Source organism: Uliginosibacterium sp. 31-16, assembly GCF_030730865.1.
Lineage (GTDB): Bacteria > Pseudomonadota > Gammaproteobacteria > Burkholderiales > Rhodocyclaceae > Uliginosibacterium.
Genome location: NZ_JAVALZ010000003.1, coordinates 523,503 through 548,183 on the forward strand (window position 1 = coordinate 523,503; position 24,681 = coordinate 548,183).

Here is a 24,681-nt window from a genome sequence, read left to right on the forward strand (position 1 = left end):
GAATCTCTCCATGATCTGCCTGGGGGACGCGTGCCTTTGGCAGCTCGTCCGCAGCAAGCGTAAAAGAAAAGCATGTGCTGCGTGCGTGACCGGGATGTTTGGGCACGTGTATTTCCGTACGATATGTTAAGCGTCGGCGGCAGGATGGGATGTGGGGTAAGAAGGGCTTTTAGGGGCTTAATTCGACGGATTGCGGCTGGGGAGTTGGCTGGCGTGAACCCTGCGGGCAAGAAAATGCCCACCATCTTGCGATGGCGGGCATTTACGATCCAGTATTCCGAATCGGTGGTTCGCGTGCTTACTTGAGCAGGCTGAGCACTTGTTGCGGCAGCGAGTTGGCCTGTGCCAGCATCGCGGTACCGGCTTGTTGCAGGATCTGCGCCTTGGTCATGTTCGCGGTTTCCGAAGCGAAGTCTGCGTCGGTGATCCGGCCCTTTGCGGCCGAGATGTTCTCCGAAGACGTTGCCAGGTTGGCGATCGTCGAGGTGAAGCGGTTCTGTACGGCACCGAGATCGGCACGTGCGGAGTTCACCGAGGTCAGGGCCTTATCGACGATTTCCAGTGCGCGTTGCGAGCCGACGAAACTGGAGATATCGACATCGATGGCATGTACGGCAGTCTGGGATGCCGCGGTTCCGGCTGCAACACCTGTCAGCGCTGCGGTGATGCCGGTACCAGCGGTTTGTGTCCCTGCCGTGAAGGTCAGATCCTTGCCTGCTTTCAGCGATGTCAGGGTCAGTACACCGGTCGTGCTATCAACAGAAGCATAGACGCCAGTCTGATCCATCTTGGCATTGATGGCGTTGGTGATGTTGGACGAGACATCGCTGGACGTGTCACCCACCTTGATGGCGACGCTATCGATGGACACACCGTTGATAACCGTGCCTGCGAACGAGCCGGTTGCCGTTGCGGTACCGCCGGATGCGACGAGGGCTGCAGACGTGCTTGTGTTGGCTGCAAACTGGGCGGTGCCAAGCGAATTCACATTGGCATCGACAATGCTATTGATACCGATGGTCTGGCCTGCATCGGCACCGACCTGGAACAGTTTGCTGGTGAAGCTGCCGTCCAGAATCTTGGTGCCGTTGAAGGCGGTCTGATTGGCGACGCGGTCGATTTCCGAGGTCAGCTGCTCGACTTCAGCCTGCAGTGCATCACGGTCGGACTGGCTGTTGGTGGCGTTGGCCGACTGAACGGACAACTCACGAATACGTTGCAAGTTGTCGCCGATGGTCTGCAGAGCGCCTTCTGCGGTCTGAGCCAGCGAGATGCCGTCATTGGCGTTGCGTGCGGCGACGGTCAGGCCCTTGACCTGAGCACTCATGCGTTCCGAAATTGCCAGGCCGGCGGCGTCGTCTTTGGCGCTGTTGATGCGCAGACCGGAGGACAGGCGTGTCAGCGAAGTAGTCAGCGAGGACTGGGACGTCGTCAGGTTGCGTTGTGCATTCAGCGACTGGACGTTCGTGTTGATGGTCATGGCCATGGTAAAGCTCCTTGTATGTGCGTTTCTCACTTCCGGCTGCTTTGGCAACCGCTCACGGGCTTGTAGCTCGTGTGTCTCTTACGTCAGTGCTGGCCGGGACTTTAGAACTGCTTGATGCGTCACATGTTCAGCGCTGCCATGGGTCAATCTACGGGCCGAATCGGGCACTTATTTAGGGTGAGGTGATAGTGCAGGCAGAAATTTTTTTTGTGCTTCTTTTTCCGGATGCGGAGAGCAAGCTGTGGCGCGGGTTTGCAAGGAGTTGTGGGGGGCAGAAAAAAGACTGAAGTGCCTCAAGTTTCCAGAATCGCTGTCGAAAATGACAATAAGGCCGGAGTACGACCTGAGCGTGACAAGCCCCTGAAAGCTGCCCGAATAGTTGCTTGCAGGGGCTTTTTTTTTGGGACAGGTCAGCTTGCCGCAAATCGCAAGCTTGGGATTTTTAGATCTTGAGGCGCAGCAGGAGACGGTCTGGACAGCCGCACTCAGCCTTCCTCTTCAGGGAGTGGCTGCGCTGAGCCGCCTGCGGCGCTTCTCCCGGTGGGGGATGCCTGAAGAAGGCCGCTGGGGGCGGCTCTTCAGAGGTATGCCAGAGCCTGCTGCATGCATTCATCGCGATTCGCCGAATGCATGGCGGCAGACTTTAGCGCCGCATGTGTGCCTGCCTGTCGCCCAGGGCCAGGTCGACCAGCCAGGTGAGAACGCTGTAGACCAGCGCTCCAGCCATCGCTGGCCAGAAACCGGGCACGTGAAAACCGGCGACGAGACCAGAGGCCATCCAGAACATCAGGGCGTTGATCACCAGAATGAAGAGGCCCAGGGTGATGAAGGTGATCGGCAGGGTCAGCAGCAGCAGGATCGGGCGGATCAGGGCGTTGAGCAGACCGATGAACATTGCCGCGATCAGTGCGGCGGTGAAGCTCTTTACGGTGATCGAGGTGACGATTTCCGGCACCAGCATCAGGGCGGCTGCGTTCAGGGCCCAGCGGAGAAGCGTCATCATGATTGTGATCCGAGTGTTCTGGCACGGGCGGCACTTGCCACCAGTTCTGTGGCGGTGGGGGCAGGGCTGGCGAGCCAGTCCTGCATGTGGGTCGTGCTGATGTTGCGCAGCGCTCCGATGAAATCGGGCTCTTCATTCAGACAGGGGATGTAGCGGAATTCCTTGCCGCCAGCCGAGAGGAATGCAGCTTTGCACTCCATGGCGATCTCTTCGAGGGTTTCCAGACAGTCGGAGACGAAGCCCGGACAGATCACGTCCACGGTTTTCACGCCGTCCTTTGCCAGCTTCTGCAGCGTGGGTTCAGTGTAAGGCTGCAGCCATTCGGCGCGGCCGAAGCGGGACTGAAAGGTCAATACATATTGCTCGGGCTTGAGCTGCAGGTATTCGGCCAGCAGTCGTGCGGTCTTGTGGCATTCGCAGTGATAGGGGTCGCCCTTGTCCAGCGAGAAGCGCGGAGTGCCGTGGAAGCTCATGACCAACCTGTCCGGCAGGCCATGCGTCTGCCAGTGGCTGGCGATGCGCTGACCCAGTGCGCGGATGTAGTCCGGATGGTCGTGAAAGCTGCGTACGAAGCGCAGTTCGGGCAGGTTGCGGATCTTCATGCCTGCTGCTGCCACCGCATCGAAGGCGCTCGCGGTGGTGCTGGCTGCGTATTGCGGATACAGCGGCAGAATCAGGATGCGCGTGCAGCCGCGGGCCTTCAGGCGCATCAGTGCCCCCTCGACATCGGGCTGCCCATAGCGCATGGCCCAGTCCACCTGAACATTCTGGACGCCGGCCTTGAGCAGATAGCCCTGCAGGTATTTGGCCTGACGTTCGGTGTGGACGCGTAGTGGTGAGCCTTCCTTGTCCCACACCTTGGCGTATTTTTCGGCCGATTTCTTCGGGCGCGTATTCAGGATGATGCCGTTGAGGACCAGCCACCACAGCGCGCGTGGAATTTCCACTACACGCGGGTCGGAGAGGAACTGCTTCAGATAGGGGCGGACGGCCTTGGCAGTCGGCTCGGCAGGCGTACCCAGATTGATCAGCAGTACGCCGATGCGTGAGGCTTTGCCGTGTTCGAATTCAGGTTCTGCGAGGAAGCGGGACATGAAGTTCCTTTGTGTTTTGCAGGTCGGGCTTGAGCCCGACGTCAGGCGTTCGTATGTGGGGAAGGGCGTTGGGCTGAAGGCTCTCCTGGGCTTGTCGGAGGACCTGCCTGCAAAATCTTTACGTGTTGTTCGACAAGGCGCTCGACAGCAGCCGCGCCGTGATGTCGACGATGGGGATCACGCGCTCATAGGCCATCCGGGTCGGTCCGATCACGGCAACGGTGCCGACGATCTGGCCATCGACTTCATACGGCGCGGTGACCACGCTGCATTCGTCGAGCGGGCTGATGCCGGATTCGCCGCCGATGAAGAGTTGTACGCCCTCGGCACGGTTGGAAATGTCGAGCAGCTGCACCAGCCCGGATTTCTGCTCGAACATCCGGAACAGCTCGCGCAGGCGGTTCATGTTGGACGAGATGTCGTCCACTTCCAGCAGCTTGTGTTCGCCGGAAATCAGGTAACTCTCGTTCTGCGCTTCCATTGCTTCCTGACCAACCGTGATGGCGGCGGACATCAGCTCGGTCATGTTCTGCTGCAGCTGGACGAGTTCGCTGCGCAGATGGCCGACCATTTCGTGGAAGGCCAGGCCGGCGCAGTGGTGATTCAGGTAATTGGCTGCCGTGACCAGTTCGGATGCGGAGTAGGGGCGCTGGGTGAACAGAATGCGGTTCTGCACGTCGCCGCTCATGGTCACGATGATCAGCAATACCCGTGTTTCTGACAGGCTGACGAATTCGATCTGGCGGATCTTGGTGGCTTCGCGGCGCGGCGCGGCGACGATGCCGGCGAAGCTGGTCAGCTCGGAGAGCAGGCTGGACGCTGCACTCAGCACGCGGCGTGGTTCATCCGGGTGGATGTGGTGCTGCAGTTCGCGGACTTCGGTCTGGGCCAGCGGCTTGACGGTCAGCAAGGTATCGACGAAGAGGCGATAGCCGCGTGCGGTGGGGATGCGCCCGGCCGAGGTGTGCGGGCTGGCGATCAGGCCCAGCTCTTCCAGATCCGACATGACGTTGCGGATCGTTGCCGGTGACAGCTCCAGGCCGGACTGCTTGGAGAGTACGCGCGAGCCGACAGGCTGGCCTTCGGCGATGTAGCGCTCGACGAGCGTTTTCAGAAGGAGTTGGGCGCGTTGATCAAGTTGCGGCATGACGGGATTGTAAAGGCAGGGCGGGCACAGTGGGGAGTGGGATGTGATCTGCCCGAAAAGGCGCTCTGTATCTGCCTCTGCGAAGGGTGTGCCGGGAGAAGTCCGCTTGATGCGGGTCTTCGGCAGGCTGATGCTTGACCCCGGTTTCTGCAGGTGCGGCGTCCTGCCGCGGGGGCCTTCGCGACGGGAAGCTGTTCCTGCAGAAACAAATCCCCCCGCCTGTGGTTTAATCCCGGGCCATGAGCGAGGAATTCCGGATCGTTGCCCTTGTCGGGAAATATCAGAGCGCGGATGTGGCCGAGGCCTTGTCACGCATGGCGGGTTTTCTGCAGGGCAGGGGGCTTGAAGTCTGGCTGGAGGCCGAAACGGCGCAGTCCGTGGGCCACGCTGGTCCGGTGCGGGTAGCCAGCTTTGACGAGATTGGTGAAGGTGCCGATCTGGTGATCGTGATGGGTGGCGACGGCACCATGCTGACTGCCGCGCGCACCCTGGCGGGGCATACCTTGCCGCTGATCGGCGTGAACCAGGGCCGGCTGGGCTTCCTGACCGATGTGCCGCACGACGAGATGCTGATTCGTGTTGGCGAGATTCTGGATGGCTTGTATCTGCGTGAGCGTCGTTCCCTGCTCGAAGTCGAGCTATGGCGCGAGGGCGCCTGTGTCCACTCCGGCATGGCTTTGAACGACATCGTGCTCTCGCGCGGCGAGATCGGCCGCATGATCGAATTCGAATTGCACGTGGATGGCGAATACATCTATTCGCAACGCTCCGACGGCATGATCATCGCCACCCCGACGGGCTCCACGGCGTACGCGCTGTCGGCCAACGGGCCGATCCTGCACCCGCGTCTGGCGGGGATCGTGCTGGTGCCCCTGTGCCCGCATGCGCTGACCTATCGACCGCTGGCGCTGGCGCAGGACAGTGCGGTGGAACTGGTCATTCTGGGCTCGCGTGACGCGGTCGTGCACTGCGATGGACAGACCTTGTTTGAAGCCCGCGAGGGGGATCGTTTGCGCGTCGTGCGTTCCCTGCAAGGGGTGACCCTGCTGCACCCCGAGGGCTACAGCTATTTCGCCGTGCTGCGCGAGAAACTGCACTGGAGCGCACTGCCGCATCTGTCCTGAGACGGGCATTGCCAACGTAGCGCTCATTACACGACAACACATTCAGGCTGAGGGCATCTCCGGTCTTTGCCGGGATGACCGAATTTTTCAGGACTTAGTTCATGCTGCGTCGTTTGCTGATTCAGGATTTCGTACTGGTAGATCGCCTTGAGCTGGATTTTCGCGCGGGTTTTGGCGCGCTGACCGGCGAGACGGGGGCGGGCAAGTCCATCCTGCTCGATGCCTTGTCGCTGCTGCTGGGCGAGCGGGCCGAGGGCAGCGTGGTCCGCACGGGGTGTGACAAGGCCGACCTGGCTGCCGAATTCGACATCTCCGCCGACTCTCCTGTCCACGCCTGGCTGCACGCCAATGACCTGTCTGCCGACGAAGGCGTGCTGCTGCGGCGCGTGGTGGACGCAGGCGGGCGTTCGCGGGCCTACATCAACGGCACGCCGGCGACGGCCACCCAGTTGCGCGAACTGGGCGACTTTCTCGCCGACATTCATGGTCAGCACGCTCACCAGGCGCTGCTGCGGGCCGATGCGCAACGCGAGCTGCTGGATGGACATGCAGGTCTGCGCGGGCTGGCAAAGGAGGTCGCCAGTCTGTGGCGTGACTGGCAGGCTGCCCGTCGTGCGCGCGAGGAAGCCGAAAAAGGCATGGAAGCCCTGCAGCACGAGCGTGATCTGCTGGCCCATCAGGTCAAGGAACTGCAGGATCTGGCGTTTACCGCGGCGGACTGGGACGCGCTGAATGCCGAGCACGCGCGTCTGGCCCATGCCGCGTCGCTGCTGGAAGGCGCCGAGATGGCGCTCGAAGCAATCAGCGAAGGCGAAGCGCCGCTGGGCAGCGAGGCCGAACGCATCGCCGCGAAGCTCAGTGAGCTGTCCAGCTACGACAGCAGTCTTGGCGAGATTGCCGAACTGGTTTCCGATGCAGCCATTCGCCTGGATGAGGCCAGTCACGCCTTGCGGCGTTATCGCGACAGGGTGGATCTGGATCCGGCGCGCCTGAACGAGGCCGAGCAGCGCATCGAAGCCGTGGTGAATCTGGCGCGCAAATATCGTGTGCAGCCCGACGGCTTGCCGGAGTTGCTGGAGCAATCTGCCGGGCGCCTGGCGAGTCTCGCCGAACTGGCGGACCCCGCTGCGTTGCAGGCGCGCGAGGCGGCGGCTCACAAAGCCTTCAGCGTGCAGGCGCAACGCCTTTCGGCAGGGCGCGCGCAAGCTGCCAGAGAGCTCGGTGCGGCGGTCACGGCGGCGATGCAGGAACTGGCCATGGCGGGTGGACGCTTTGAAATTGCCCTGCTGGCGGAACCCGAGGGTTCTGCCGTCGGCTTCGAGCGCATTGAATTCCAGGTCGCCGCCAATCCGCATCAGCCTTTGCGGCCGCTGGCCAAGGTGGCCTCCGGCGGCGAACTGTCGCGGATCGGCCTGTCCATCCAGGTAATCACATCCGAATCGCAATCCACACCGACCCTGATTTTCGACGAGGTGGATTCCGGCATTGGCGGCAGCGTGGCGGAAATGGTCGGCCGGCGCTTGCGTGAATTGGGTAACAAGCGGGGCAGCGCGCGCCAGGTGCTGTGCGTCACTCACTTGCCGCAAGTCGCTGCACAGGCCAACTGGCAGTGGCGCGTGCTCAAGGAAACAACGGCGACGGGTACTTTCTCGCGGCTGATTGATCTGGATGACGAGTGCCGCATCGAAGAAATCGCCCGCATGCTGGGTGGCGTCAACATCACCGAAACGACACGCAGTCATGCTGCCGAGTTGTTGGGCGCGCACGGGGCCGGATAGAGCAATTGCGATCAAACACGCACTGCTGGCTTCCTTGATACTGACGCCCCTGATTTATTCCTTGAATGGTTTGCCATGATGCAAAGTCTTACCCACCTGCAGCAGATTCCCTTGTGGCCTGACGTGCCGCCCGGCTCAAATGGCGTCGAACTGACCGAAACCATTGAAGAGCGCAGCCCGGATACCCGCGCTTTTCTGGATCGTGCCGTCACCGGTATCGGGCGTCCGTATCTGACGGCCTATGTGCCGGCCAATCCGAATGGCACGAGCATCGTGCTCGCCCCCGGCGGCGGCTATATCCGTGTGGTTCTCGACAAGGAGGGGATCGAGATCGCCGAGTGGCTCAACACCTTCGGCATCACCGTATTCCTGCTCATGTACCGCTTGCCCGGCGAAGGTCATGCCAATCGTTCGGAGGTTCCGCTGCAGGACGCGCAGCGCGCGTTGCGGCTGGTGCGTGCCAATGCCGCGGCCTGGAAACTGGCGCCGGACAAGCTTGGCGCGATGGGCTGCTCGGCGGGCGGCCATGTGATTGGTTCTCTGGCTACCCTCTTCGCCAAGCCTGTGTACGCGCCGGTCGACGAGGTGGATGCTGTTTCGGCCCGGCCGGATTTCGTCTCACTGCTGTACCCGGTCATCAGCATGGATGCGCGCTGGGCGCACCCCGGTTCGCGCGAAAAGCTGCTGGGAGTCGAGCCGGACGAAGCATTGGTCAAAGCCTGGTCCTGCGAAGAGCAGGTGGGTCTGGACACGCCTCCGTGCTTCATCTGCCATGCGGCGGATGATGCTTCGGTGCCGGTGGAGAATTCTGTTTATCTGTACAACGCCTTGCATCACAAGCGCATTCCGGCCGCTTTGCATGTCTTCGAAAGCGGCGGCCACGGGCATGGCATCCGGCTGGCGCGGGGAAAGCCGGTCGAACGCTGGACCGATCTGTTTGCCGACTGGTTGCGCGTGCACGGTTATCGGCAGGCCTGAGAGGCTGTTCATGATCTTGCTGCGAGGCCATGATCAGGGCTCATGCGCTGCTCGGAATCCTCATTTATCAACATAAACTCCGGTTCCTGTGCTGCTCTTCACCCTGCTGACGGCCTCTCGCTACAGATCGTGAACAGCCTCTGACATCAACGTACTCAACGCGAAAGGTTTGACCATGGCACTCGATCAGGACATTGCCCAACTTGCCCTACAGGAAGAACGCCTGCAATTTCCCGCTTTTGATGCAGACACGGCCTGGGCGCTGGGCAACACCTTGCGCGCAGCCGCCGTCGCACGCGGTTACAGAATCGCCATCGAAGTCCGGCAGTTCGGCTTTCCGCTCTTCTACAGCGCGCTGCCCGGCACCTCGCCGGACAACGCTGACTGGCTGCGCCGCAAGCGCAACGTGGTCGAACGTTTCCACAAAAGCTCCTACGCCGTGGGCCTGAGCATGGAAAAGCGCGGCATGACGCTGGTGGAGCGCTACGGCATCCCGCTGGCGGATTTTGTCGGCGCGGGTGGCGGCTTCCCGATCCGTGTGAAGGGCACCGGCGTGGTCGGCTTTGTCGGCGTATCCGGCCTGGCGGCGCGTGACGATCATGGCTTCATCGTCGAGATCATCGCCGGCATGCTCGGGGAGTCGATCAGCGAACTGGCTCTGGCCGCCGAGTAAAGCCGCATGCGCATCACCCTGGTCCATCCGGCTGGTTTCAACTTCGTACCGGGCCAGCCGGATTTCACCGTGCTGGCCAACCGCATGGCGCCCATCGGCATCCTGCAACTGGCTTCCTGGCTGGAGAAGCATGGCCACCCCACCGCCGTGCACGATTGCCTGGGGCCGAACGCCCCGCGTGGCTGTACGGCCAATGTCGAGCGCATCCTCGCCACCCGGCCCGAGCTGGTCGGCTTCTCCGCGACCACCTCCGGTTTCATGGATGCGGTGGACATGGCAGCGGCCATTCGCGTCAAAGCTCCGCACATCCGTATTGCCTTCGGCAACGTGCACGCCTCGTCCATTGGCGCACCACTGCTGGAGCACTTCCCCGAGATCGACTACCTGACCATCGGTGAAGGCGAGGGCGCCATGCTGGACCTTGCCGAAGGCGTGGCGCTGAAAGACATCGGCAATCTCGTCTGGCGAGAGGGTGAGCGCATCGTTACCAACCCGCGTCGCGACCGCATCAAGGATCTTGATGAGCTGCCTTTCCCCGCCTGGGAAAAGCTCGATGGCTTCCCGCAGGGCTACCACCTGCCGCTGTTCTCCTACGCCCAGCGCTGGGGCGCGACGATGATCACCTCGCGCGGCTGCCCCTACACCTGCTCCTTCTGCGACCGCACGGTGTTCGAGCGGCTCTACAAGGTCAATTCCGCGCAGTACATCTACGATCACATGAAGCATCTGCGCGACCGCTTCGGTGTGCGCCACATCAATTTCTACGACGATCTCTTTACCGCCCAGAAGAGGCGCGTCGACGAGCTGTGCCGCCTGCTCATCGAGAAGCCGCTGGGCATGAATTTCAACTGCGCGATCCGCACCGGCCACACCTCTGACGAGATGCTGCGCCAGCTCAAGGCCGCGGGTGCGCTGATGGTGTCGATGGGCATCGAGTCTGCCGACCCTGCCATGATGGCGCGCCACAAGGCGGGCGTGAGCCTGGAAGCGGTGCGCGAGACGGTGGAGAAGATCCACGCCGCCGGCCTGCGCGCCAAGGGGCTGTTCATCTTCGGCCTGCCTGGCGAGACGCCGGAAACCGTCAAGGTCACCAGCGATTTCGTCCTCTCGCTGGATCTGGACGACATGAACATGACCAAGTTCAGTCCGCTCTACGGCGCACCGCTATGGGAGGAGTGCGTCAGCGGGAAGGAGGGCGATTTCGTCGAGGACTGGCGCCTGATGAACTGCCTGAACTTCGTCTTCAAGCCGAATGGTTTTTCCTCGCGCGAAGAGATGGATGCGCTCTACAACTGGCACGTCAAGCGCTTCTATAACAGCAAGGCTTACCACCGCCGCTTTGCCGGGCGTCTGTGGGAGCACCGCTGGAGCCTGTGGCATCTGCTCAAGAATGTGCCGAAACTGGTGCAGGCCGCGCGCTACTTTCACGCCAACAAGGCCGAGCTCGAGAGCATGAAGTCTGACTTCCCGCTCCACCCGCGCCAGCCACAGGGACTGCGTGCGTCGCTTTCGGCGGAGCTGCAGGCCGATGCGCTGGCCGCGATGGCGCCGGCAGAGATCAAGGTGTCGCGGCGGGTGAAGCCTTCGCAGCTCGATCTGCTTCCCGCGCAATCTGTAGCGTCTAGCGAGGCGGGCTGAAGAGCCGCATCCCGCCGGGTTCTTCAGGCAGGCTATCTGAAACGCCATGTTGGGCCTGGGTTTTCAGATGGGGTGTCTGAAGAGTCAGACGGGGCGCCGCTCTTCAGCAGGGCGTTCGAGCATGATCACACCATGCTCTCTGCGTGAAACGCGTCCCTGCGCTTGCGCTGTTTGCAAGGCTCTGCGAACCTTGCGCGTCCCCACGCAGGTTTTTCCCCATGAACGAAAACGACAAGAATTTCCCCGCCTGGCTGCTGCTGGCTCTTGCCGCTGCGGCGATGCTGGCGACCACCATGGGCGCACGTCAGTCGCTGGGGCTGTTTCTGTCGCCTTTGAATACGGCGACCGGTCTGGGGGTGGCGAGCATCAGTCTGGCCATGGCTGTCGGGCAGTTCGTGTGGGGCGCGGTGCAGCCGGTGGCGGGGGCGGTGGCGGATCGCTACGGGCCTGGCCGGGTGCTGGTGGCTGGCCTGTTCATTCTCTCCGCCGGGCTGGCTCTGACGCCCTTCATGCACTCGACCTTCGGCCTGAGCCTGACGCTGGGCCTGCTGATGGCGGCGGGTTCCGGTGCGGGCAGTTTCTCGGTGCTGATCGGCGCGGTGGCCCTGCGCATCCCGGCGAATCACCGTGGCATGGCCTCGGGCATCATCAATGCGGGCGGCAGTTTCGGCCAGTTCGTGTTTGCGCCGGTGGTGCAGGGGCTGATTCTGCTCGCCGGCTGGATGGGGGCGCTGTGGGCGCTGGCAGCCATTACCTTGTGTGCGCTGCCACTGGTACGCGTGCTGAAGAAGCCCGTCAGCATTGCCTCTTCAGTCACCCATGCTGCAGAGACAGGCGCGGAGCGGCTCTCCTGCGTGCTGCGGCGCGCACTCCAGGATCGCTCTTATCTTCTGCTGCACGCCGGCTTCTTCACCTGTGGTTTCCATATCGCTTTCCTGGTGACGCACCTGCCCGGCGAGGTAAGTCTGTGCGGTTTGCCGGCCGGCGTAGCGAGCTGGACGCTGGGTATCATCGGGCTGTCCAACATCTTCGGCAGCATTGCCGCAGGTTGGGCGGTGCAGCGCTACCGCAGCAAGATGGTGCTGTTCTGGATGTATGGCTCGCGCGCCGTGCTGATCCTTGTCTATCTGGCTGCGCCCAAGACCGAACTGACCTTCTACCTGTTTGCCGCCGGGCTCGGTTTCACCTGGCTGGCCACTGTACCGCCGACGGCGGGGGTGGTCAGCAAGCTGTTCGGCAACCGACACCTGGGCACGCTCTTTGGTCTGACCCTGCTATCGCACCAGACCGGCGGTTTTCTCGGTGCCTGGCTGGGCGGGCTGGCGCTGGCGCGCTGGGGCTGTTTCACCCCGATGTGGTGGGCAGACATCGTACTGGCCGCTCTGGCAGCCGTGCTGAATCTGCCGATCCGGGAGGCTAAGGTGCTGCGAAACACGGCTCCCCATACGGTTTGAGGCGGCAGACAGGGCATTCCTTGTGGTATGGGCAAACCGGAATTCAGCCCTTCTTTCCTGACTGGACGAAGGCTGGGGAAGCATTTGCATGACAAACAACAGCTCGTTGCCAGCTTCTGGTGGCTGCCTTGCAGCTTGTCGTGTGCCGGTGATTGCTTGAGAGATGCCATTGGTCAGTGTGTAGGATTAATTCCTACACAAAACATTCACAAAGTCTCGATCAACTGCTATTTTCCGTTCCGGAACTGTGAAATAAGTCACATTGTTTTTCAGTTTCACATAAGAAGACGCGACGCCAAGGCAGCACAAAAGGAGTCCGGAGACAGGCAACAAAACGCACATTCTTTCGAGTCGTGCGTTGCTGCAGTCGGGTGGCAGGCATTGAAGCTGATGTCTGTCATCCGCTCAGCTAAAGCGTTCTCCGTGCAGCTGGCTGCCATGGAAGAACCGCAATCCCCATCAAGTCCGGAATTCTGCCGGACGCTATGCTGTGAGCACTCATTTTCCGGAGTCTCCCGCATGACAATCACCCGTCGTAATCTTCTGGCCCTGTCCGTGTCCGCTGCTATTCTTGGTCTGGCGGGGTGTGCCTCACCCGGTCTGGGCAGTGGTCCGAGCATCAGCGGCGTTGTTGCCATTGGCGGCCCGCTGGCGAATGCCACGGTGACGGTGGTGGATGCCAGGGGCGTCAAGAAAACCGCCGTGGCGGATGCAAAAGGCGCCTACGCGATCAACGCCGAAGGCCTGAGTGCGCCGCTGCTGATTTCGGCCATCGAAGCCGGCAGCAATACCAATTGCCGTTATAACGCCACGTTGCGGGCGCGCTGCCTGTCTTCCGTGCTGACCAGCCTGGGCGCTGGCAGCAACGTCGCCAATATCAATCCGATCACCGACCGCATCGTGTCCGACGTGGCCGTGCAGCTCAAATTCATCGGCCCGCAGCAGCTGGTCGATAGCGGCAAGACCGCTGGCATCACGCCGGAAGCCGTGGCGGCAGCCAAGAAGACTTCCATGGCCGGATTCGGCGCGGCACTCAAGGCGGCCGGGGTGGACGATGTCGAGAAATTTGATGCCGTGAGCACGCCGATGGCGGCTAACCGCCAGGGTGTGGATGCGGTGCTGGAGGTGGTGAACCACAACCGTAACTATGACAACCCGACCAGCGAATCCGCCTACACGGTGCTCACCGACATCAGCTTCCGCCCCATCGTGGGCCTGAATGGTTCTGGTCCTTACGAGCCGCTGGATTTTGCCCGTGCCCAGCGCGAACTGGCGGCGATCAAGTCCGCGAAAGTGCGCGTGTTGGTGGTGGGCGATTCCACTGCCGCCACCTACGAGCTGCAGCGCTTGCCGCGCATGGGCTGGGGGCAGGTGTTCGAGAACGAATTCAAGGTCGATGCCGGTGTGAAGGTGCTGAACGCGGCGCGTGCCGGGCGCAGCTCCAAGGATTTCTACATGGGTGCCTGGTACCAGCAGATGGCGCGCTTCATGCAGCCGGGCGATCTGGTGCTGATCAATCATGGCCATAACGACCAGAACTGCGATTCGACCAAGAAGGATCGTGGCCCGGCCGACGTGGCGGGCCTGTGTTCCTACCCGAACGATGTGAATGGCAAGTCGCAGTTCCCGGTTGGCAAGCCGGAGATGAGCTTCCAGAAATCACTGGAGCGCTACATCGAGCTGGCCCGCGCTGCGGGCGCCATGCCGGTGATGCTGACGCCGACCACCCGGGTGTGGAACAAGGATCGCAAGCCGGGCTTCCCGGTCGTGCCGCAACACATGACCAGCCAGAATGCGACTCAGGGTTTTGCCTTCATCGGCGACTACAGCCGCACAGTGAAGGACACGGCCACTGCCAACAGCGTGCCGCTGATTGATCTGGAGGCAAAAACCATCGCCTTTGCGAATGCACACGAAAAGGACTGGAAGGATTACTGGCTGGCCGTGGGAGATTTCAAGACCTGGCCCTGGTATGCCACCCAGAGTGCGGGCACTTTCGACAAGCCGGATACCACCCACTTCCAGCAGAAGGGTGCCGAAGCCGTGGCCGGCATGGTCGCGCAGGGCATCAAGGAAACCCCGGCACTCAAGGCCTGGGCCGCGCTGCTGAAATAATTTCTGCGGCGTCGCCGTGTCTCTTTTTGCCCGGCTGCCGCCAGCCGGGCATTTTTACGCCTGCCTGCAGAGCCGCCTCCCGCCTTGGTTTGCAGGCAGGCATGCTGGAAAGGCTCGCCAGACCTTGATGCGCTGGATGGCTGCCTGAAGAGCTCCGCTGCATGCGGCTCTCCAAGGTTGATCGTGTCGGGCACAAGCCCGTGTCACGAAAACCGGATGGCTCTGTTAACATGGCGGCCCTTGGCGAAACCGGTTGGACGGCTGGTTTGCCTGTGTTTTTTCTGGATTACGCCATGCTGCGCCTCACCGAAATCAAGCTGCCCCTCGACCATGACGATGCTGCCCTGCACGCGGCGATTCTCGCGCGACTTGACGCAAACGCCAGCGAGCTGCTGCGCTACAGCGTGTTCAAGCGCAGCCCGGATGCGCGCAAGCGCAGCGACATCAAACTGATCTACACGGTGGACGTGGAACTGCGTGACGAGCCGGCCGTTCTGGCGCGTCTGCAGGATGTACCGCACATCACGCGCACGCCGGACATGAGCTACCGCTTCGTGGCACAGGCACCTGCCGGTCTGAGTGAGCGACCCATTATCATCGGTTTCGGCCCCTGCGGCATTCTTGCTGCGCTGACGCTGGCCCAGATGGGCTTCAGGCCCATCGTGCTGGAGCGTGGCAAGGCCGTGCGCGAACGCACGCAGGATACCTGGGGCCTGTGGCGCAAGAACAAGCTCAACCCGGAATCGAACGTGCAGTTCGGCGAGGGCGGGGCCGGCACCTTTTCCGACGGCAAGCTCTACAGCCAGATCAAGGACCCGCGTTTTCTCGGCCGCAAGGTGCTCGCCGAGTTCGTGAAAGCGGGGGCGCCGGAGGAGATCCTGTGGATCAATCGTCCGCACATCGGCACTTTCCGCCTCGTTGGCATGGTCGAGAAGATGCGCGCCGAGATCATCGCGCTGGGTGGCGAGATCCGTTTCGAGAGCCGGGTCGAAGATATCGTGATCGAAGACGGCGGCGTGCGCGGGGTGCAGGTGAATGGCGAATACCTGCCCAGCCGGCATGTGGTGCTGGCGGTGGGCCACAGCGCGCGCGACACCTTCCAGATGCTGCACGGGCGCGGCGTGCATATCGAAGCCAAGCCTTTCTCCATCGGCTTTCGTATCGAACATCCGCAGAGCCTGATCGACGAGTGCCGCTACGGCGCGGCGGCCGGCCACCCGATTCTGGGTGCAGCCGATTACAAGCTGGTGCACCACTGCAAGAACGGCCGCTCGGTCTACAGCTTCTGCATGTGCCCGGGCGGCACGGTGGTGGCGGCCACTTCGGAAGAAGGGCGCGTCGTCACCAACGGCATGAGCCAGTATTCGCGCAACGAACGCAACGCCAATGCCGGCATCGTTGTCGGCATCAACCCCGAGGATTTTCCCGGCTATCCCGAGAATCCGCTGGCCGGGATGGATTTCCAGCGCCACTGGGAAAGCCGCGCCTTCGAACTGGGCGGGCGCAATTACAACGCCCCGGCGCAACTTGTCGGCGATTTCCTCGCCGGGCGGCCATCGACGAAACTCGGCGAGGTTGAGCCGTCCTACAAGCCCGGCGTGACGCTCACCGATCTGGCGACCGCCTTGCCCGATTACGCCATCACTGCCTTGCGCGAAGCGATTCCCGCGCTGGCCCGCCAGATCCGTGGCTACGACATGCCGGATGCGGTGCTGACCGGGGTCGAGACGCGTACCTCCTCGCCGATCCGTATCCGGCGCGGGGCGGATTATCAAAGCGTGAACACGCGCGGCCTGTATCCGGCAGGCGAAGGTGCGAGCTACGCCGGCGGCATCCTGTCGGCGGCGGTGGATGGCATCGAAGTCGCCGAAGCGGTGGCCCTGAGCATCCTCGAAGCCCAATAAAAAAAGCCCGGAAAGCGGCGCTGGGCGCGGGTCTCCGGGCATGTGTGGGCGGCTGTTTTCAGTCTTCGCCGGGGATTTCCTTCATCAGGCGCAGACGGTGCTCGGTCTTCTTGCGCAGGCGGATGTTGATCATTTCCACGCCCAGCGAGAAGGCCATCGCGAAGTACACATAGCCCTTCGGGATATGCGTGCCAAAGCCTTCGGCAATCAGGGTGATGCCGACGATCACGAGGAAGCTCAAGGCCAGCATCTTGATGGTCGGGTTTGCATCGACGAAGTCGCCAATCGGCTTGGCGGCGAACATCATCATCGCTACCGACAGCAGGATGGCCGCGATCATCACCCCGACCTGATCGACCAGGCCCACGGCGGTGATGACCGAATCGAGCGAGAACACGATGTCGATCACCGCGATCTGCAGCAGCACGGCACCAAACGCCGCACGCGCGGCAGCCCCTGAGTCGTGGTGCTCTTCCTGGCCTTCGAGCGAGCCGTGAATCTCATGCACGCTCTTCCACAGCAGGAACAGACCACCAACGATCAGGATGATGTCGCGCCCGGAGATTTCCTGGCCGAACACGGCAAACAGCGGATCGGTGAGTTTCATGATCCAGGCCAGCGACAGCAGCAGCAGGATGCGACTGATCATCGCCAGACCAAGGCCCAGACGACGCGCCAGATTGCGGCGGGATTCCTCGACACGGCCGACGAGGATGGAAATGAAAATGATGTTGTCGATGCCGAGCACGATCTCCAGCGCGGTGAGCGTGGCGAGGGCGATCCAGGCATTCGGGTCTGCAAGCCATTCAAACATGATGAAATCCGGGTTTTGTACGAAGAGCGTCAGACTAGCGCATTTCGCCGAAGTTCAACTGCATGAGCAGGGTTTACCGCAGAAGAAAAAGAGGCATGCCGGGGCCGCCTGCAGCGGCCTTCCCGCAGAGGCATGCTGCAGACCCGCTTCCGGCGGCGTTCTCCGCGATGCCTTCCCGGGAATCCTTGCTGGATGCGGGTATTCAGGCAGCGGCAGTTTGGCTTTTCTGCGTGAATTCCGGGGGATTCCGGCGCCTTTCCCGCCTCCCGCCCGCAGGGCCGGTTACGCTCATCAGGCCTGCATGAAACCCAGATCGCTCGTCGCGAAGTTGCCGATGTTGGGCAGCACCAGCGGCAGGTCGCGTTCAGGCACCCCCATCCAGCGCGCCAGCGTGGCGGCGTATTGATCGACCGCAGTGGTGGGCAGCAGGCGCCCGTTGCCCACATCGGTGGCGGTATTCAGGGCGATGTCCGGGAACTGGCCGTAGACGCGCCCGCCCTTGACCGCGCCACCGACGATGAAATGGTGGCTGCCCCAGCCGTGGTCCGAGCCGTCGCCGTTGCTGAGCAGGGCTCGGCCGAAATCCGAGGCGGTGAACACTGTGACCTTGTCGGCCACGCCAAGCTCTGCCATGGCGTCCTGAAAGTACGCGATGGATTGCGCCACGCTGCGCAGCAGTTCGCCCTGCTTGTCGAGCTGGTGATCGTGGGTGTCAAAGCCGTTGAGTGAGACGAAAAATATCTGGCGCCGCTGCTGAATGTTCTCGTCATCTCGCACGCCGATCATGCGCGCCACGATGCGCAACTGCTGGGCGAGTTTGTCCTGCGCCAGCTCCGGCGGCAGCGCTACGCGCGGATCGGTTTCGGGCAGCCGGGCGAGTGCTGCGGAAACGAGTCCGTGCGCCTCGATGCTGCGATTGACCACGGTAGCGTATTCCTGGCCGAAGAGATCGCCTTGCGCGGCGGCGATCTGTGCGCGCAGGGCTTCGGCGCCTTTGGCCGAGCCGTAGATGTTGCCGGCGTTCGTGCGGTTGAAGCCGATCGCGCCGCTGTTGCTGATCTGGTACTGGATGGTCCTGTCGCTGGCCAGGAAGACGGCGTTGCCGGCGGCCGAGATGGCGGTGAACAGATGCTTGCCGTTCTGGGCAGCGAGCAGGTCGGCGATGCGCCCGCCCCAGCCGATCTTCGCGCCTTCCGGCGAGAAGGCCTGCCAGATGGCCTGCTGATCATTGTGCGAAAAGAGTTTCGGCGGGCGTGCGATGTTCGTGCCCTTGAAGGTGGCGGCGTCCTTGATCGGCACGACGAGCGGGCCGACGTTGGCGAGGATAGCTGCAGAGCCGCGCTGATAAAGGCTCTGCAAGGGACCTAGCTCGGGATGCAGGCTCAACGCGGGTGTCCGGCTGGCCTGCTCCGTGGGCAAGGCCAGAAGCGCCTCGCGGGGCAGGGCGATGACGCTGCGCGCGGCGGCGTAGGTCTTGTAGGCCTCGCTATCCAGCGAAATGACGGTGTTATGGCCGTCATTCGCCCCGTACATGAACAGGCAGACGATGGCGCGGTAATCATCCGGCTGGGTGGCTGCTGCGGCAGCACCGATGCCGGCGAGCTGCAGACCGAGCGGTCCCGCCGCACGCAGGAGGCTCAAGGCGCCGGCGTGGCGCAGGAATTCACGACGGGAGGCTTGCATGGCGGGCTCCTCATAAGCTTGCGGGTGGTCTTCGTAAGTAAGCGGAGGTGAGAACGCAGAGCTTCGCAAGCCGTTCGGCCCGAGTGCCGCGCGAAGCGCGGTGTATCGAGGGCGGGGGATGGCCAAAGCCTTTGCCTCGATACAGCGCTTCGCGCCACTCGGCACGAACGGTTTGGTTGGAGGCAGGAAGCCGCAGGCGGCTTGTCATTTCTGCACCAGATATTCGGGCGACACCATGATCAGCAAGGTGGCGAGCTTGACGCGGTTGCGCCGGGCATTTTCCGCCGCCTGCGGATTGTTGGCGGGCAGGGCGATGCTCGCCACGGCCTCGTTGATGCGCGTGCGGCTGGCGGCGGACAGGCGCTGTCCGGTGAGCAGCAGATCAAGTTGCTCGACGAGTTGCGCAGGTTTGTCGGCGATGGCCATCTGCGCGCTGTAGTCGGGTTGCACGTCGCGCTTGCCGGCTTCCACCCGGCCCACGCCGGCCTCGATGGCGGTCTGCATGAAATTGGCGTAGCCGGCCACCGCGCTTTCCGAGACGATCTGCATCTCTGGTGCGACCATGTTCTGCCGGGCGATCCCGGTACCGGGAGGCATGAAGCCCGGTCGGTAGAAATTGAACACGGAAGAGGCGCGCAGCGGGCTTTGTCCCAACGAGAAACCCGGATTGTCGGTGTTCGGGATGCGGAACTCGCCCGAAATCGAAGTGGCATTGAAGGCCCGCAGCCACTGGGACAGGCGCAGGATCGGTTCGCGCAGTTTGCCGCTGGCATCGGGTGGCGGCTGGCGCGCTTCCGGGTCGAGCAGCACGGCGCGGATTACCGCCTGCATGTCGCCGCGCACCCCGGCGCCGTTGTCGTTGAAGGCACGGGCCACACGCTCGACATAGGCCGGGCTCGGGTTGCTCGTCACCAGCCGCTGGATCAGCTGCTTGCCGAAGAAGGGGCCGACGTTGGGGTGATTGAACAGGCGATCAAGCGCGATCTTCAGATCACCTTCCGGATTGGCCGGCGTCTGCGGCGGGATGGTGACGCCGAGGAATTTCTTCTCGCTGGCGGAATGGAATTTCGGGTAGCCCTTCATGGGCAGGATGTCCCAGCGCGGTTCGCGCCCCTGATTGTTGAAGTGGGCGTCAGTGTCGCCGGGGCCACCGTAGGAAAAACCGGTGAACACCTTGGCGAGGCCCGTGATGTCCTCGTTGCTGTAGGTCTCGATGGGCTGGCTGTTCCTGAGCCTGGGTGTGCCATCCGGATTCAGTTCATGCAGGCCGATGGTGAACAGCTGCATCACTTCACGCGCGTAGTTCTCGTCCGGTACGCGCCCTCTGGCCGGATCTTCCTTCTGGTTCTTCAGATGCGAAAGATAGACGCCCATCATCGGATGCCGACTGACTTCCTCGATCAGCGTACGGAAGTCGCCGAAAGCATTGCGCCCGAGCATGTCGTAATACGACGCCATGCCGCGGATCTTCACGTCGAGCTGGCCTTCGAAGGAGACCACGAAGATCTCGGACAAAGCGAAAGCTACGCGCTGGCGCAACTGATCCGGTGCCGTGGCGGCGTTCTTCCAGAACAGGCGGAAGAACAGCTCCTGGCGCAGGTTCTGGCCCTTGGCCAGTTTTGCGTGCTCGGGTTCGACTTCCGGCAGGAACAGGGTTTGTGGCGTGGCAAACTGGGTTTTGAGCCAGGCTTTGTAGTTGCTGCGGCTCAGCGCGTCGATTTCTGCTTGCGTCGGGCCGAAACTGGCTTGCTGCAGAAAGCGCGAAGCCTCGACGAGGGAGGGCGTCTGGTAATTGGGTCCAGGTGAAATGAATGGGCGTTTGAGTGCATGGGGCTGCGCTGGGTAGGCCCAGCTATCGACCGGGTGCTCCGGAGTGCTGGAGCAGGCTGCCAGCAGAAAGAACGCGCAATACAAACCCGGTCGTTGCAATGGCATGGCGCCGCCTCTTCGATAAGTCCTGTTGGCTGTAACGTGATGATTGATGCTTTCGGGGCTACGAAAGAAGTAGGGGTTATCCCCCCGGAACAATAAATTCTATGTTACCGAAACCATTATTAACCCGTCTGAACAAACCAGTCTTCTTAAGACTTTCGTTTATTGCGTTGCGCCATTGAAAGACGTTGACATGGGAAAACGGTTTCTCTATTTTGCAGGCACTTGTCTGACTTTATTTGTAGGATTTTGTCTTACTTTATTTTCTGGCAAGCCATAACAACGAACGGCAGCAGAATCCGGGACTTTCCCGAAATTCCGTGTGAGGAGACAAATTCATGATTCGCAAGATTATCGGTGGCGCAGCCGCCGTTTTGCTGGTATCCGGTGTGCAGGCAGCGACTGACTACCCGTCCGGCTATACCAAATGTGCGCAGAACACCGGGGCAACCTGCACGATGTCGGGCACCCATACAGTGGCACTGGGCAAGGCGGGCTCGTTTGTTTACGCCACCAAGACCGGCAACTTTGCCTGTTCAGGCTCGGCATTCCCGAGCAATAGCTACGCCAGCTCGGCTTGGTGCTCAGTGGGGCCTGTAGCATCCAGCTCCTCTTCGTCCAGCTCTTCGTCTTCCAGCAGCTCTTCATCCAGCTCAAGCTCCTCGTCGTCCAGTTCGAGCTCCAGCAGCTCTTCCTCCTCTTCAGGTGGCACGGGCACGATCAACATGACCATCCCGTCGGCCACTTCGACTGTCACCAACAGCGGCACCACCACGATTCCGGCTGGCACGACCAAGAGCTATGGCAATCAGCGCGTCGGTGTGAAGAATTCCGTGGGCAATTGCACCAGCGAAGGCCAGATTCCGGTGTTCATCCTTGAAGAGGGTGCAACGCTGAAGGATGTCATCATCGCTGGCGGCACCCCGGGTTCGGATGGTGTGCATTGCAAGGGCTCCTGCACGATCCAGAACGTTTACTGGGAAGATACCTGCGAAGATGCTGCTTCGAACCTGGGTTCGGGCGCAACGATGACTGTCAAGAACGTCATCATCGCCGGCGCGACCGACAAGGCGCTGCAGCACAACAGCAAGAACAGCCTGACCGTTCTGCAGGATTCCTACATCGTGGATACCGGCAAGGTCTGGCGTTCCTGCGGTAACTGCACCAACAACGGCGGCCCGCGCAAGCTGACGCTGAACAACGTGAAGGTCGGTAAGGCTGGTTCGATCGCCGGTGCCAACGGCAACTACGGTGACGTGGTGACCATCCGCAAGCTGCAGATCAAGGGTTACAAGTCTGGCAGCCCGGCTGTTTGCGTCGAGTACAAGGGGATCGAGAAGAACGGTAGCGCTGAATCGCCGAAGATCGGCGAAAAGTGGAATACCTCGGTTTGCAACGTCTCGACTTCTGACGTGACGGCATACTGATCCGCTTCGCAAACTGTTTTGAAAGATACGGGCGCTTCGGCGCCCGTTTTTCATTCTGGTGCCCGGCGAGCATGTTTGCCCATTCCTGATCATCAGGCGCGTTCGCAAGGCATGGAGGCGTTGGTGCGATGCCGCGTCGTCTGCCTTTTCAACGACTCTCGGTCTCTGTGCCTGGCTTCGCCCCGAGGCGCCATGCACGTGAGCCATGGATGATTGCACCAGCGTCTGGAGTGCGGCATGCAGACAGGGATAAAGGATGCCGATGTGTGGCTCGCGGGCGCACCTTGTGGATGGGGGATGGGGCTTCAAACGGTGCAGCAGGACGCGCAGAGGGGTGCGGCTAGAGCTTCAGCGTGTCACACGCAGGATGCGGTCACCCCAGAACAGTACACTGCCGGTCGCCGGATTGCGCCAGCCACCCGTGTAGCGCGAGGATGATGCGTCGCTGGCGGGCTGCCAGCTGCGGCCCAGATCCTGCGACTGCAGCAGCGGGCCACCGCGCCCGGCAACCAGCAGGCTGTTGCTGGCAGGCTCATGCACAACCGTGCGCAAGGTTTCCGCACCGGGCGTGCTTGTCGTTTCCCAGTGGAGGCCGAGATCGGTCGAACGCAGGATCTTGCCCTTGCTGCCCAGAGCGAGAACGCCACCGCTCTGACCGGGAATTCCCGAGAAATCATTGATCGTGGTGAAAACGGGCAGTAGGATGCGGGTGAAGCTCTGTCCTTCATCTGTTGAGCGCAGGATGGCACCTTCTTCGTTGCCGGCAGCGAGAAACACGCCGTCGATGTGGCGAAGCTTCACGATGCCATTGGCTAAATCGCCGGGCTGCTTGCTCCAGGTCTTGCCACCGTCGGTGCTGCGTGCCAGGGTGTTCTCGCGGCCGGCTGCGATCAGTATTCCGCTTTGCGGCGCTTCGGCGACCGACAGCCAGATCGTATCCCGATCCGCATCGCTCGCCTGCCAGGTGCTGCCACCGTCGTCCGAATACAGGATGCCTTTGTCGGTCGTCAGAGCCAGGATGCGTCCGTTGCCGAGCAGGCTGAGCTGGCCGATCGTGCCTTCGCCGGCGACGGAACCACCGGTCCAGGTCTTCCCGCCATCGGTGGAACGCATGACGTGCCCCATGGAGCCCGCGGCGACAAAAGCACCACTTTGCGGATGATGGAGCGCGGTGAAGAAATAGACGTTTTCAGGAGCCTCTGCCGGGTCCCAGCTTTGCCCGTCATCGACGGATCTGGCCAGATGCCCATTGACGCCCACGGCAATCAGGACTTTCTGGTCCGGCGCTGCCGCGATGGCGTGGGTGTATTTGTTCAGACCACTGCGTACCAGTTGCCAGCTCTTGCCCTCGTCTTCACTGCGCGCGATGACGCCGCCACCGGCGGGGGCGAGCAGCTGCCCGCCGGGCAGGCGGGCGATGGATTCGAACTCCTGCTGCGTGGACATGCGGGTGAGTTGCCAGTGCAGTCCGCCTTGCGTGCTGCGCAGGAAGCTGCCTGCGGCGCCAGCCGCAATGAATTCACCATCAGGCAGCGCGAGAACGTTCGACAGAAAGACCTTGCTGCCGGTTTCCACCCAGGCCCAGTGCAGCCCCTTGTCGCTGGAAGTCAGGGCGCGCCCATCCGCCGTGACGGCGACGATCCGGCCTGTCGGTGATTGCGCGATCGAGTTGATGACGGCAGGCGTGGGAGTGGGCGCGATGCGGGCTGTCTGCCAGTGCAGGCCTGTATCGCTGGAATGCAGGATCTGGCCGCTGGCGGTGGCTGCCAGCAGGCGGCCGTCCTGCAACTCAGCCAGTTGGGTGATGTCTCCAATGGCTGGCGTGCGCAGTGCTTGCCAGCGGGCTCCCGCGTTGGTCGAGCGCAGAAGCTGGCCTTTTTCGCCACCCGCAATCAGGCTGCCGCTGCGCGTGTGCTGCAGCATGTGCCCGATGTAGCCTGCACCGCTGACGAGCACCTGCCAACTGTGACCACCGTTGTCTGAACGCAGGATCGTGCCACGCTCGCCTGCTGCAATCAGCAAGCCACGCTGCGCGTCGGCCAGCACGAGAGTGCGCAGACTGACGTCTGCAGGAATCGCTACCGATTGCCAGCTTGCGCCGCAATCGGTGGAGCGCAGGACATTGCTGTCGGCACCGACGGCGATGAATTGCTTGCGCGTCGCGTCGTGGATGATCCTGGCAATGCTGGATGTATTCAGGCCGCCGACTGGCGCCCAGTGCAGCCCGGCGTCGCGTGAGAGCAGGATCGCGCCGTCGCTGCCAGCGACAACCGTGGTCCGGCAAACCGGATCGCTGGCGCTGACGAAGAGATTGGCGTTGCTGGTTTCAAACCGCCAGTGCGGCGCTTCGGCAGCATGGGATGCGCTGCAGAACAGGCTGGCGAGCAGTCCGAGACGGGCAAGTCGACGCATGGTAAGGATCGGAGCCGGA

At 62.1% G+C, this 24,681-nt stretch carries 18 protein-coding genes; 9 read left to right on the forward strand and 9 right to left on the reverse strand.

Going from position 1 to position 24,681, the window contains the following annotated elements; translation table 11 throughout:
- Positions 1–298: 298 nt before the first annotated feature.
- The 4 genes from Q9Q94_RS14190 to hrcA all read right to left on the reverse strand — a co-directional run bounded on the left by Q9Q94_RS14190 (position 299) and on the right by hrcA (position 4,730).
- Positions 299–1,486 carry a flagellin gene (locus Q9Q94_RS14190; RefSeq protein ID WP_305980763.1) on the reverse strand — a complete coding sequence of 396 codons (1,188 nt, stop codon included), beginning with the start codon at positions 1,484–1,486 and terminating at the stop codon, positions 299–301.
- 643 nt (positions 1,487–2,129) lie between these two features.
- Positions 2,130–2,489: a phage holin family protein gene (locus Q9Q94_RS14195; RefSeq protein ID WP_305980764.1), complete on the reverse strand. Its 360-nt coding sequence runs from the start codon at positions 2,487–2,489 to the stop codon at positions 2,130–2,132.
- Positions 2,486–3,583 carry a ferrochelatase gene (gene hemH / locus Q9Q94_RS14200; protein ID WP_305980765.1) on the reverse strand — a complete coding sequence of 366 codons (1,098 nt, stop codon included), beginning with the start codon at positions 3,581–3,583 and terminating at the stop codon, positions 2,486–2,488. The genes Q9Q94_RS14195 and hemH overlap by 4 nt, the downstream gene beginning before the upstream one ends.
- 118 nt (positions 3,584–3,701) lie before the next feature.
- Positions 3,702–4,730 (reverse strand): heat-inducible transcriptional repressor HrcA, encoded by a 1,029-nt coding sequence (hrcA, locus tag Q9Q94_RS14205; RefSeq protein ID WP_305980766.1) that lies wholly within the window; start codon positions 4,728–4,730, stop codon positions 3,702–3,704.
- Positions 4,731–4,969: 239 nt separating this feature from the next.
- On the opposite strand from hrcA, the gene Q9Q94_RS14210 reads away from it, so the two are divergent.
- The 8 genes from Q9Q94_RS14210 (at position 4,970) to Q9Q94_RS14245 (ending at position 16,394) form a co-directional block, all read left to right on the forward strand.
- Complete coding sequence (locus tag Q9Q94_RS14210) at positions 4,970–5,854, forward strand: NAD kinase (RefSeq protein WP_305980767.1); 885 nt, start codon at positions 4,970–4,972, stop codon at positions 5,852–5,854.
- 101 nt (positions 5,855–5,955) lie between these two features.
- Complete coding sequence (gene recN, locus Q9Q94_RS14215) at positions 5,956–7,632, forward strand: DNA repair protein RecN (protein WP_305980768.1); 1,677 nt, start codon at positions 5,956–5,958, stop codon at positions 7,630–7,632.
- A 75-nt stretch (positions 7,633–7,707) separates the two neighbouring features.
- Positions 7,708–8,610 (forward strand): alpha/beta hydrolase, encoded by a 903-nt coding sequence (locus Q9Q94_RS14220; protein ID WP_305980769.1) that lies wholly within the window; start codon positions 7,708–7,710, stop codon positions 8,608–8,610.
- A gap of 175 nt (positions 8,611–8,785) precedes the next feature.
- Positions 8,786–9,283, forward strand: coding sequence for a heme-degrading domain-containing protein (locus Q9Q94_RS14225; RefSeq protein ID WP_305980770.1), 498 nt, complete (start codon positions 8,786–8,788; stop codon positions 9,281–9,283).
- A 6-nt stretch (positions 9,284–9,289) separates the two neighbouring features.
- Positions 9,290–10,921: a B12-binding domain-containing radical SAM protein gene (locus Q9Q94_RS14230; RefSeq protein WP_305980771.1), complete on the forward strand. Its 1,632-nt coding sequence runs from the start codon at positions 9,290–9,292 to the stop codon at positions 10,919–10,921.
- A 218-nt stretch (positions 10,922–11,139) separates the two neighbouring features.
- Positions 11,140–12,375, forward strand: coding sequence for an MFS transporter (locus Q9Q94_RS14235; RefSeq protein ID WP_305980772.1), 1,236 nt, complete (start codon positions 11,140–11,142; stop codon positions 12,373–12,375).
- Positions 12,376–12,894: 519 nt separating this feature from the next.
- Positions 12,895–14,490: a GDSL-type esterase/lipase family protein gene (locus tag Q9Q94_RS14240; RefSeq protein ID WP_305980773.1), complete on the forward strand. Its 1,596-nt coding sequence runs from the start codon at positions 12,895–12,897 to the stop codon at positions 14,488–14,490.
- Between the two features lie 293 nt (positions 14,491–14,783).
- A complete protein-coding gene (locus Q9Q94_RS14245; protein ID WP_305980774.1) occupies positions 14,784–16,394 on the forward strand; it encodes an NAD(P)/FAD-dependent oxidoreductase in 1,611 nt (536 codons plus the stop codon).
- A 58-nt stretch (positions 16,395–16,452) separates the two neighbouring features.
- Here Q9Q94_RS14245 and Q9Q94_RS14250 read toward each other — a convergent pair whose 3' ends face one another.
- The 4 genes from Q9Q94_RS14250 to Q9Q94_RS14265 form a co-directional block, all read right to left on the reverse strand.
- The gene (locus tag Q9Q94_RS14250; RefSeq protein ID WP_305980775.1) at positions 16,453–17,208 is read right to left on the reverse strand and encodes a TerC family protein; all 756 of its coding nucleotides are present in this window, start codon (positions 17,206–17,208) and stop codon (positions 16,453–16,455) included.
- A 291-nt stretch (positions 17,209–17,499) separates the two neighbouring features.
- Complete coding sequence (locus Q9Q94_RS14255) at positions 17,500–18,891, reverse strand: DUF1501 domain-containing protein (RefSeq protein ID WP_305980776.1); 1,392 nt, start codon at positions 18,889–18,891, stop codon at positions 17,500–17,502.
- Positions 18,892–19,095: 204 nt separating this feature from the next.
- A complete protein-coding gene (locus tag Q9Q94_RS14260; protein ID WP_305980777.1) occupies positions 19,096–20,826 on the reverse strand; it encodes a DUF1800 family protein in 1,731 nt (576 codons plus the stop codon).
- Between the two features lie 559 nt (positions 20,827–21,385).
- Entirely contained in the window at positions 21,386–21,550 is a 165-nt protein-coding gene (locus Q9Q94_RS14265) for a hypothetical protein (protein WP_305980778.1), read from the reverse strand.
- On the opposite strand from Q9Q94_RS14265, the gene Q9Q94_RS14270 reads away from it, so the two are divergent.
- Positions 21,549–22,250 carry a pectate lyase gene (locus Q9Q94_RS14270; RefSeq protein WP_305980779.1) on the forward strand — a complete coding sequence of 234 codons (702 nt, stop codon included), beginning with the start codon at positions 21,549–21,551 and terminating at the stop codon, positions 22,248–22,250. The genes Q9Q94_RS14265 and Q9Q94_RS14270 overlap by 2 nt on opposite strands.
- Positions 22,251–22,598: 348 nt before the next feature.
- On the opposite strand, the gene Q9Q94_RS14275 is transcribed toward Q9Q94_RS14270, so the two are convergent.
- Positions 22,599–24,662, reverse strand: a complete 2,064-nt coding sequence (locus Q9Q94_RS14275; protein ID WP_305980780.1) for a YCF48-related protein — start codon at positions 24,660–24,662, stop codon at positions 22,599–22,601.
- Positions 24,663–24,681: the final 19 nt, after the last annotated feature.

Coding starts and splice junctions, on each gene's coding strand:
- Q9Q94_RS14265 (WP_305980778.1), bottom strand. CDS start 21,550: ATGTTGATCGTGCCCGTGCCACCTGAAGAGGAGGAAGAGCTGCTGGAG.
- Q9Q94_RS14195 (WP_305980764.1), bottom strand. CDS start 2,489: ATGATGACGCTTCTCCGCTGGGCCCTGAACGCAGCCGCCCTGATGCTG.
- Q9Q94_RS14225 (WP_305980770.1), top strand. CDS start 8,786: ATGGCACTCGATCAGGACATTGCCCAACTTGCCCTACAGGAAGAACGC.
- Q9Q94_RS14210 (WP_305980767.1), top strand. CDS start 4,970: ATGAGCGAGGAATTCCGGATCGTTGCCCTTGTCGGGAAATATCAGAGC.
- Q9Q94_RS14275 (WP_305980780.1), bottom strand. CDS start 24,662: ATGCGTCGACTTGCCCGTCTCGGACTGCTCGCCAGCCTGTTCTGCAGC.
- Q9Q94_RS14240 (WP_305980773.1), top strand. CDS start 12,895: ATGACAATCACCCGTCGTAATCTTCTGGCCCTGTCCGTGTCCGCTGCT.
- Q9Q94_RS14190 (WP_305980763.1), bottom strand. CDS start 1,486: ATGGCCATGACCATCAACACGAACGTCCAGTCGCTGAATGCACAACGC.
- Q9Q94_RS14255 (WP_305980776.1), bottom strand. CDS start 18,891: ATGCAAGCCTCCCGTCGTGAATTCCTGCGCCACGCCGGCGCCTTGAGC.
- Q9Q94_RS14260 (WP_305980777.1), bottom strand. CDS start 20,826: ATGCCATTGCAACGACCGGGTTTGTATTGCGCGTTCTTTCTGCTGGCA.
- recN (WP_305980768.1), top strand. CDS start 5,956: ATGCTGCGTCGTTTGCTGATTCAGGATTTCGTACTGGTAGATCGCCTT.
- hrcA (WP_305980766.1), bottom strand. CDS start 4,730: ATGCCGCAACTTGATCAACGCGCCCAACTCCTTCTGAAAACGCTCGTC.
- Q9Q94_RS14250 (WP_305980775.1), bottom strand. CDS start 17,208: ATGTTTGAATGGCTTGCAGACCCGAATGCCTGGATCGCCCTCGCCACG.
- hemH (WP_305980765.1), bottom strand. CDS start 3,583: ATGTCCCGCTTCCTCGCAGAACCTGAATTCGAACACGGCAAAGCCTCA.
- Q9Q94_RS14270 (WP_305980779.1), top strand. CDS start 21,549: ATGACCATCCCGTCGGCCACTTCGACTGTCACCAACAGCGGCACCACC.
- Q9Q94_RS14235 (WP_305980772.1), top strand. CDS start 11,140: ATGAACGAAAACGACAAGAATTTCCCCGCCTGGCTGCTGCTGGCTCTT.
- Q9Q94_RS14245 (WP_305980774.1), top strand. CDS start 14,784: ATGCTGCGCCTCACCGAAATCAAGCTGCCCCTCGACCATGACGATGCT.
- Q9Q94_RS14230 (WP_305980771.1), top strand. CDS start 9,290: ATGCGCATCACCCTGGTCCATCCGGCTGGTTTCAACTTCGTACCGGGC.
- Q9Q94_RS14220 (WP_305980769.1), top strand. CDS start 7,708: ATGATGCAAAGTCTTACCCACCTGCAGCAGATTCCCTTGTGGCCTGAC.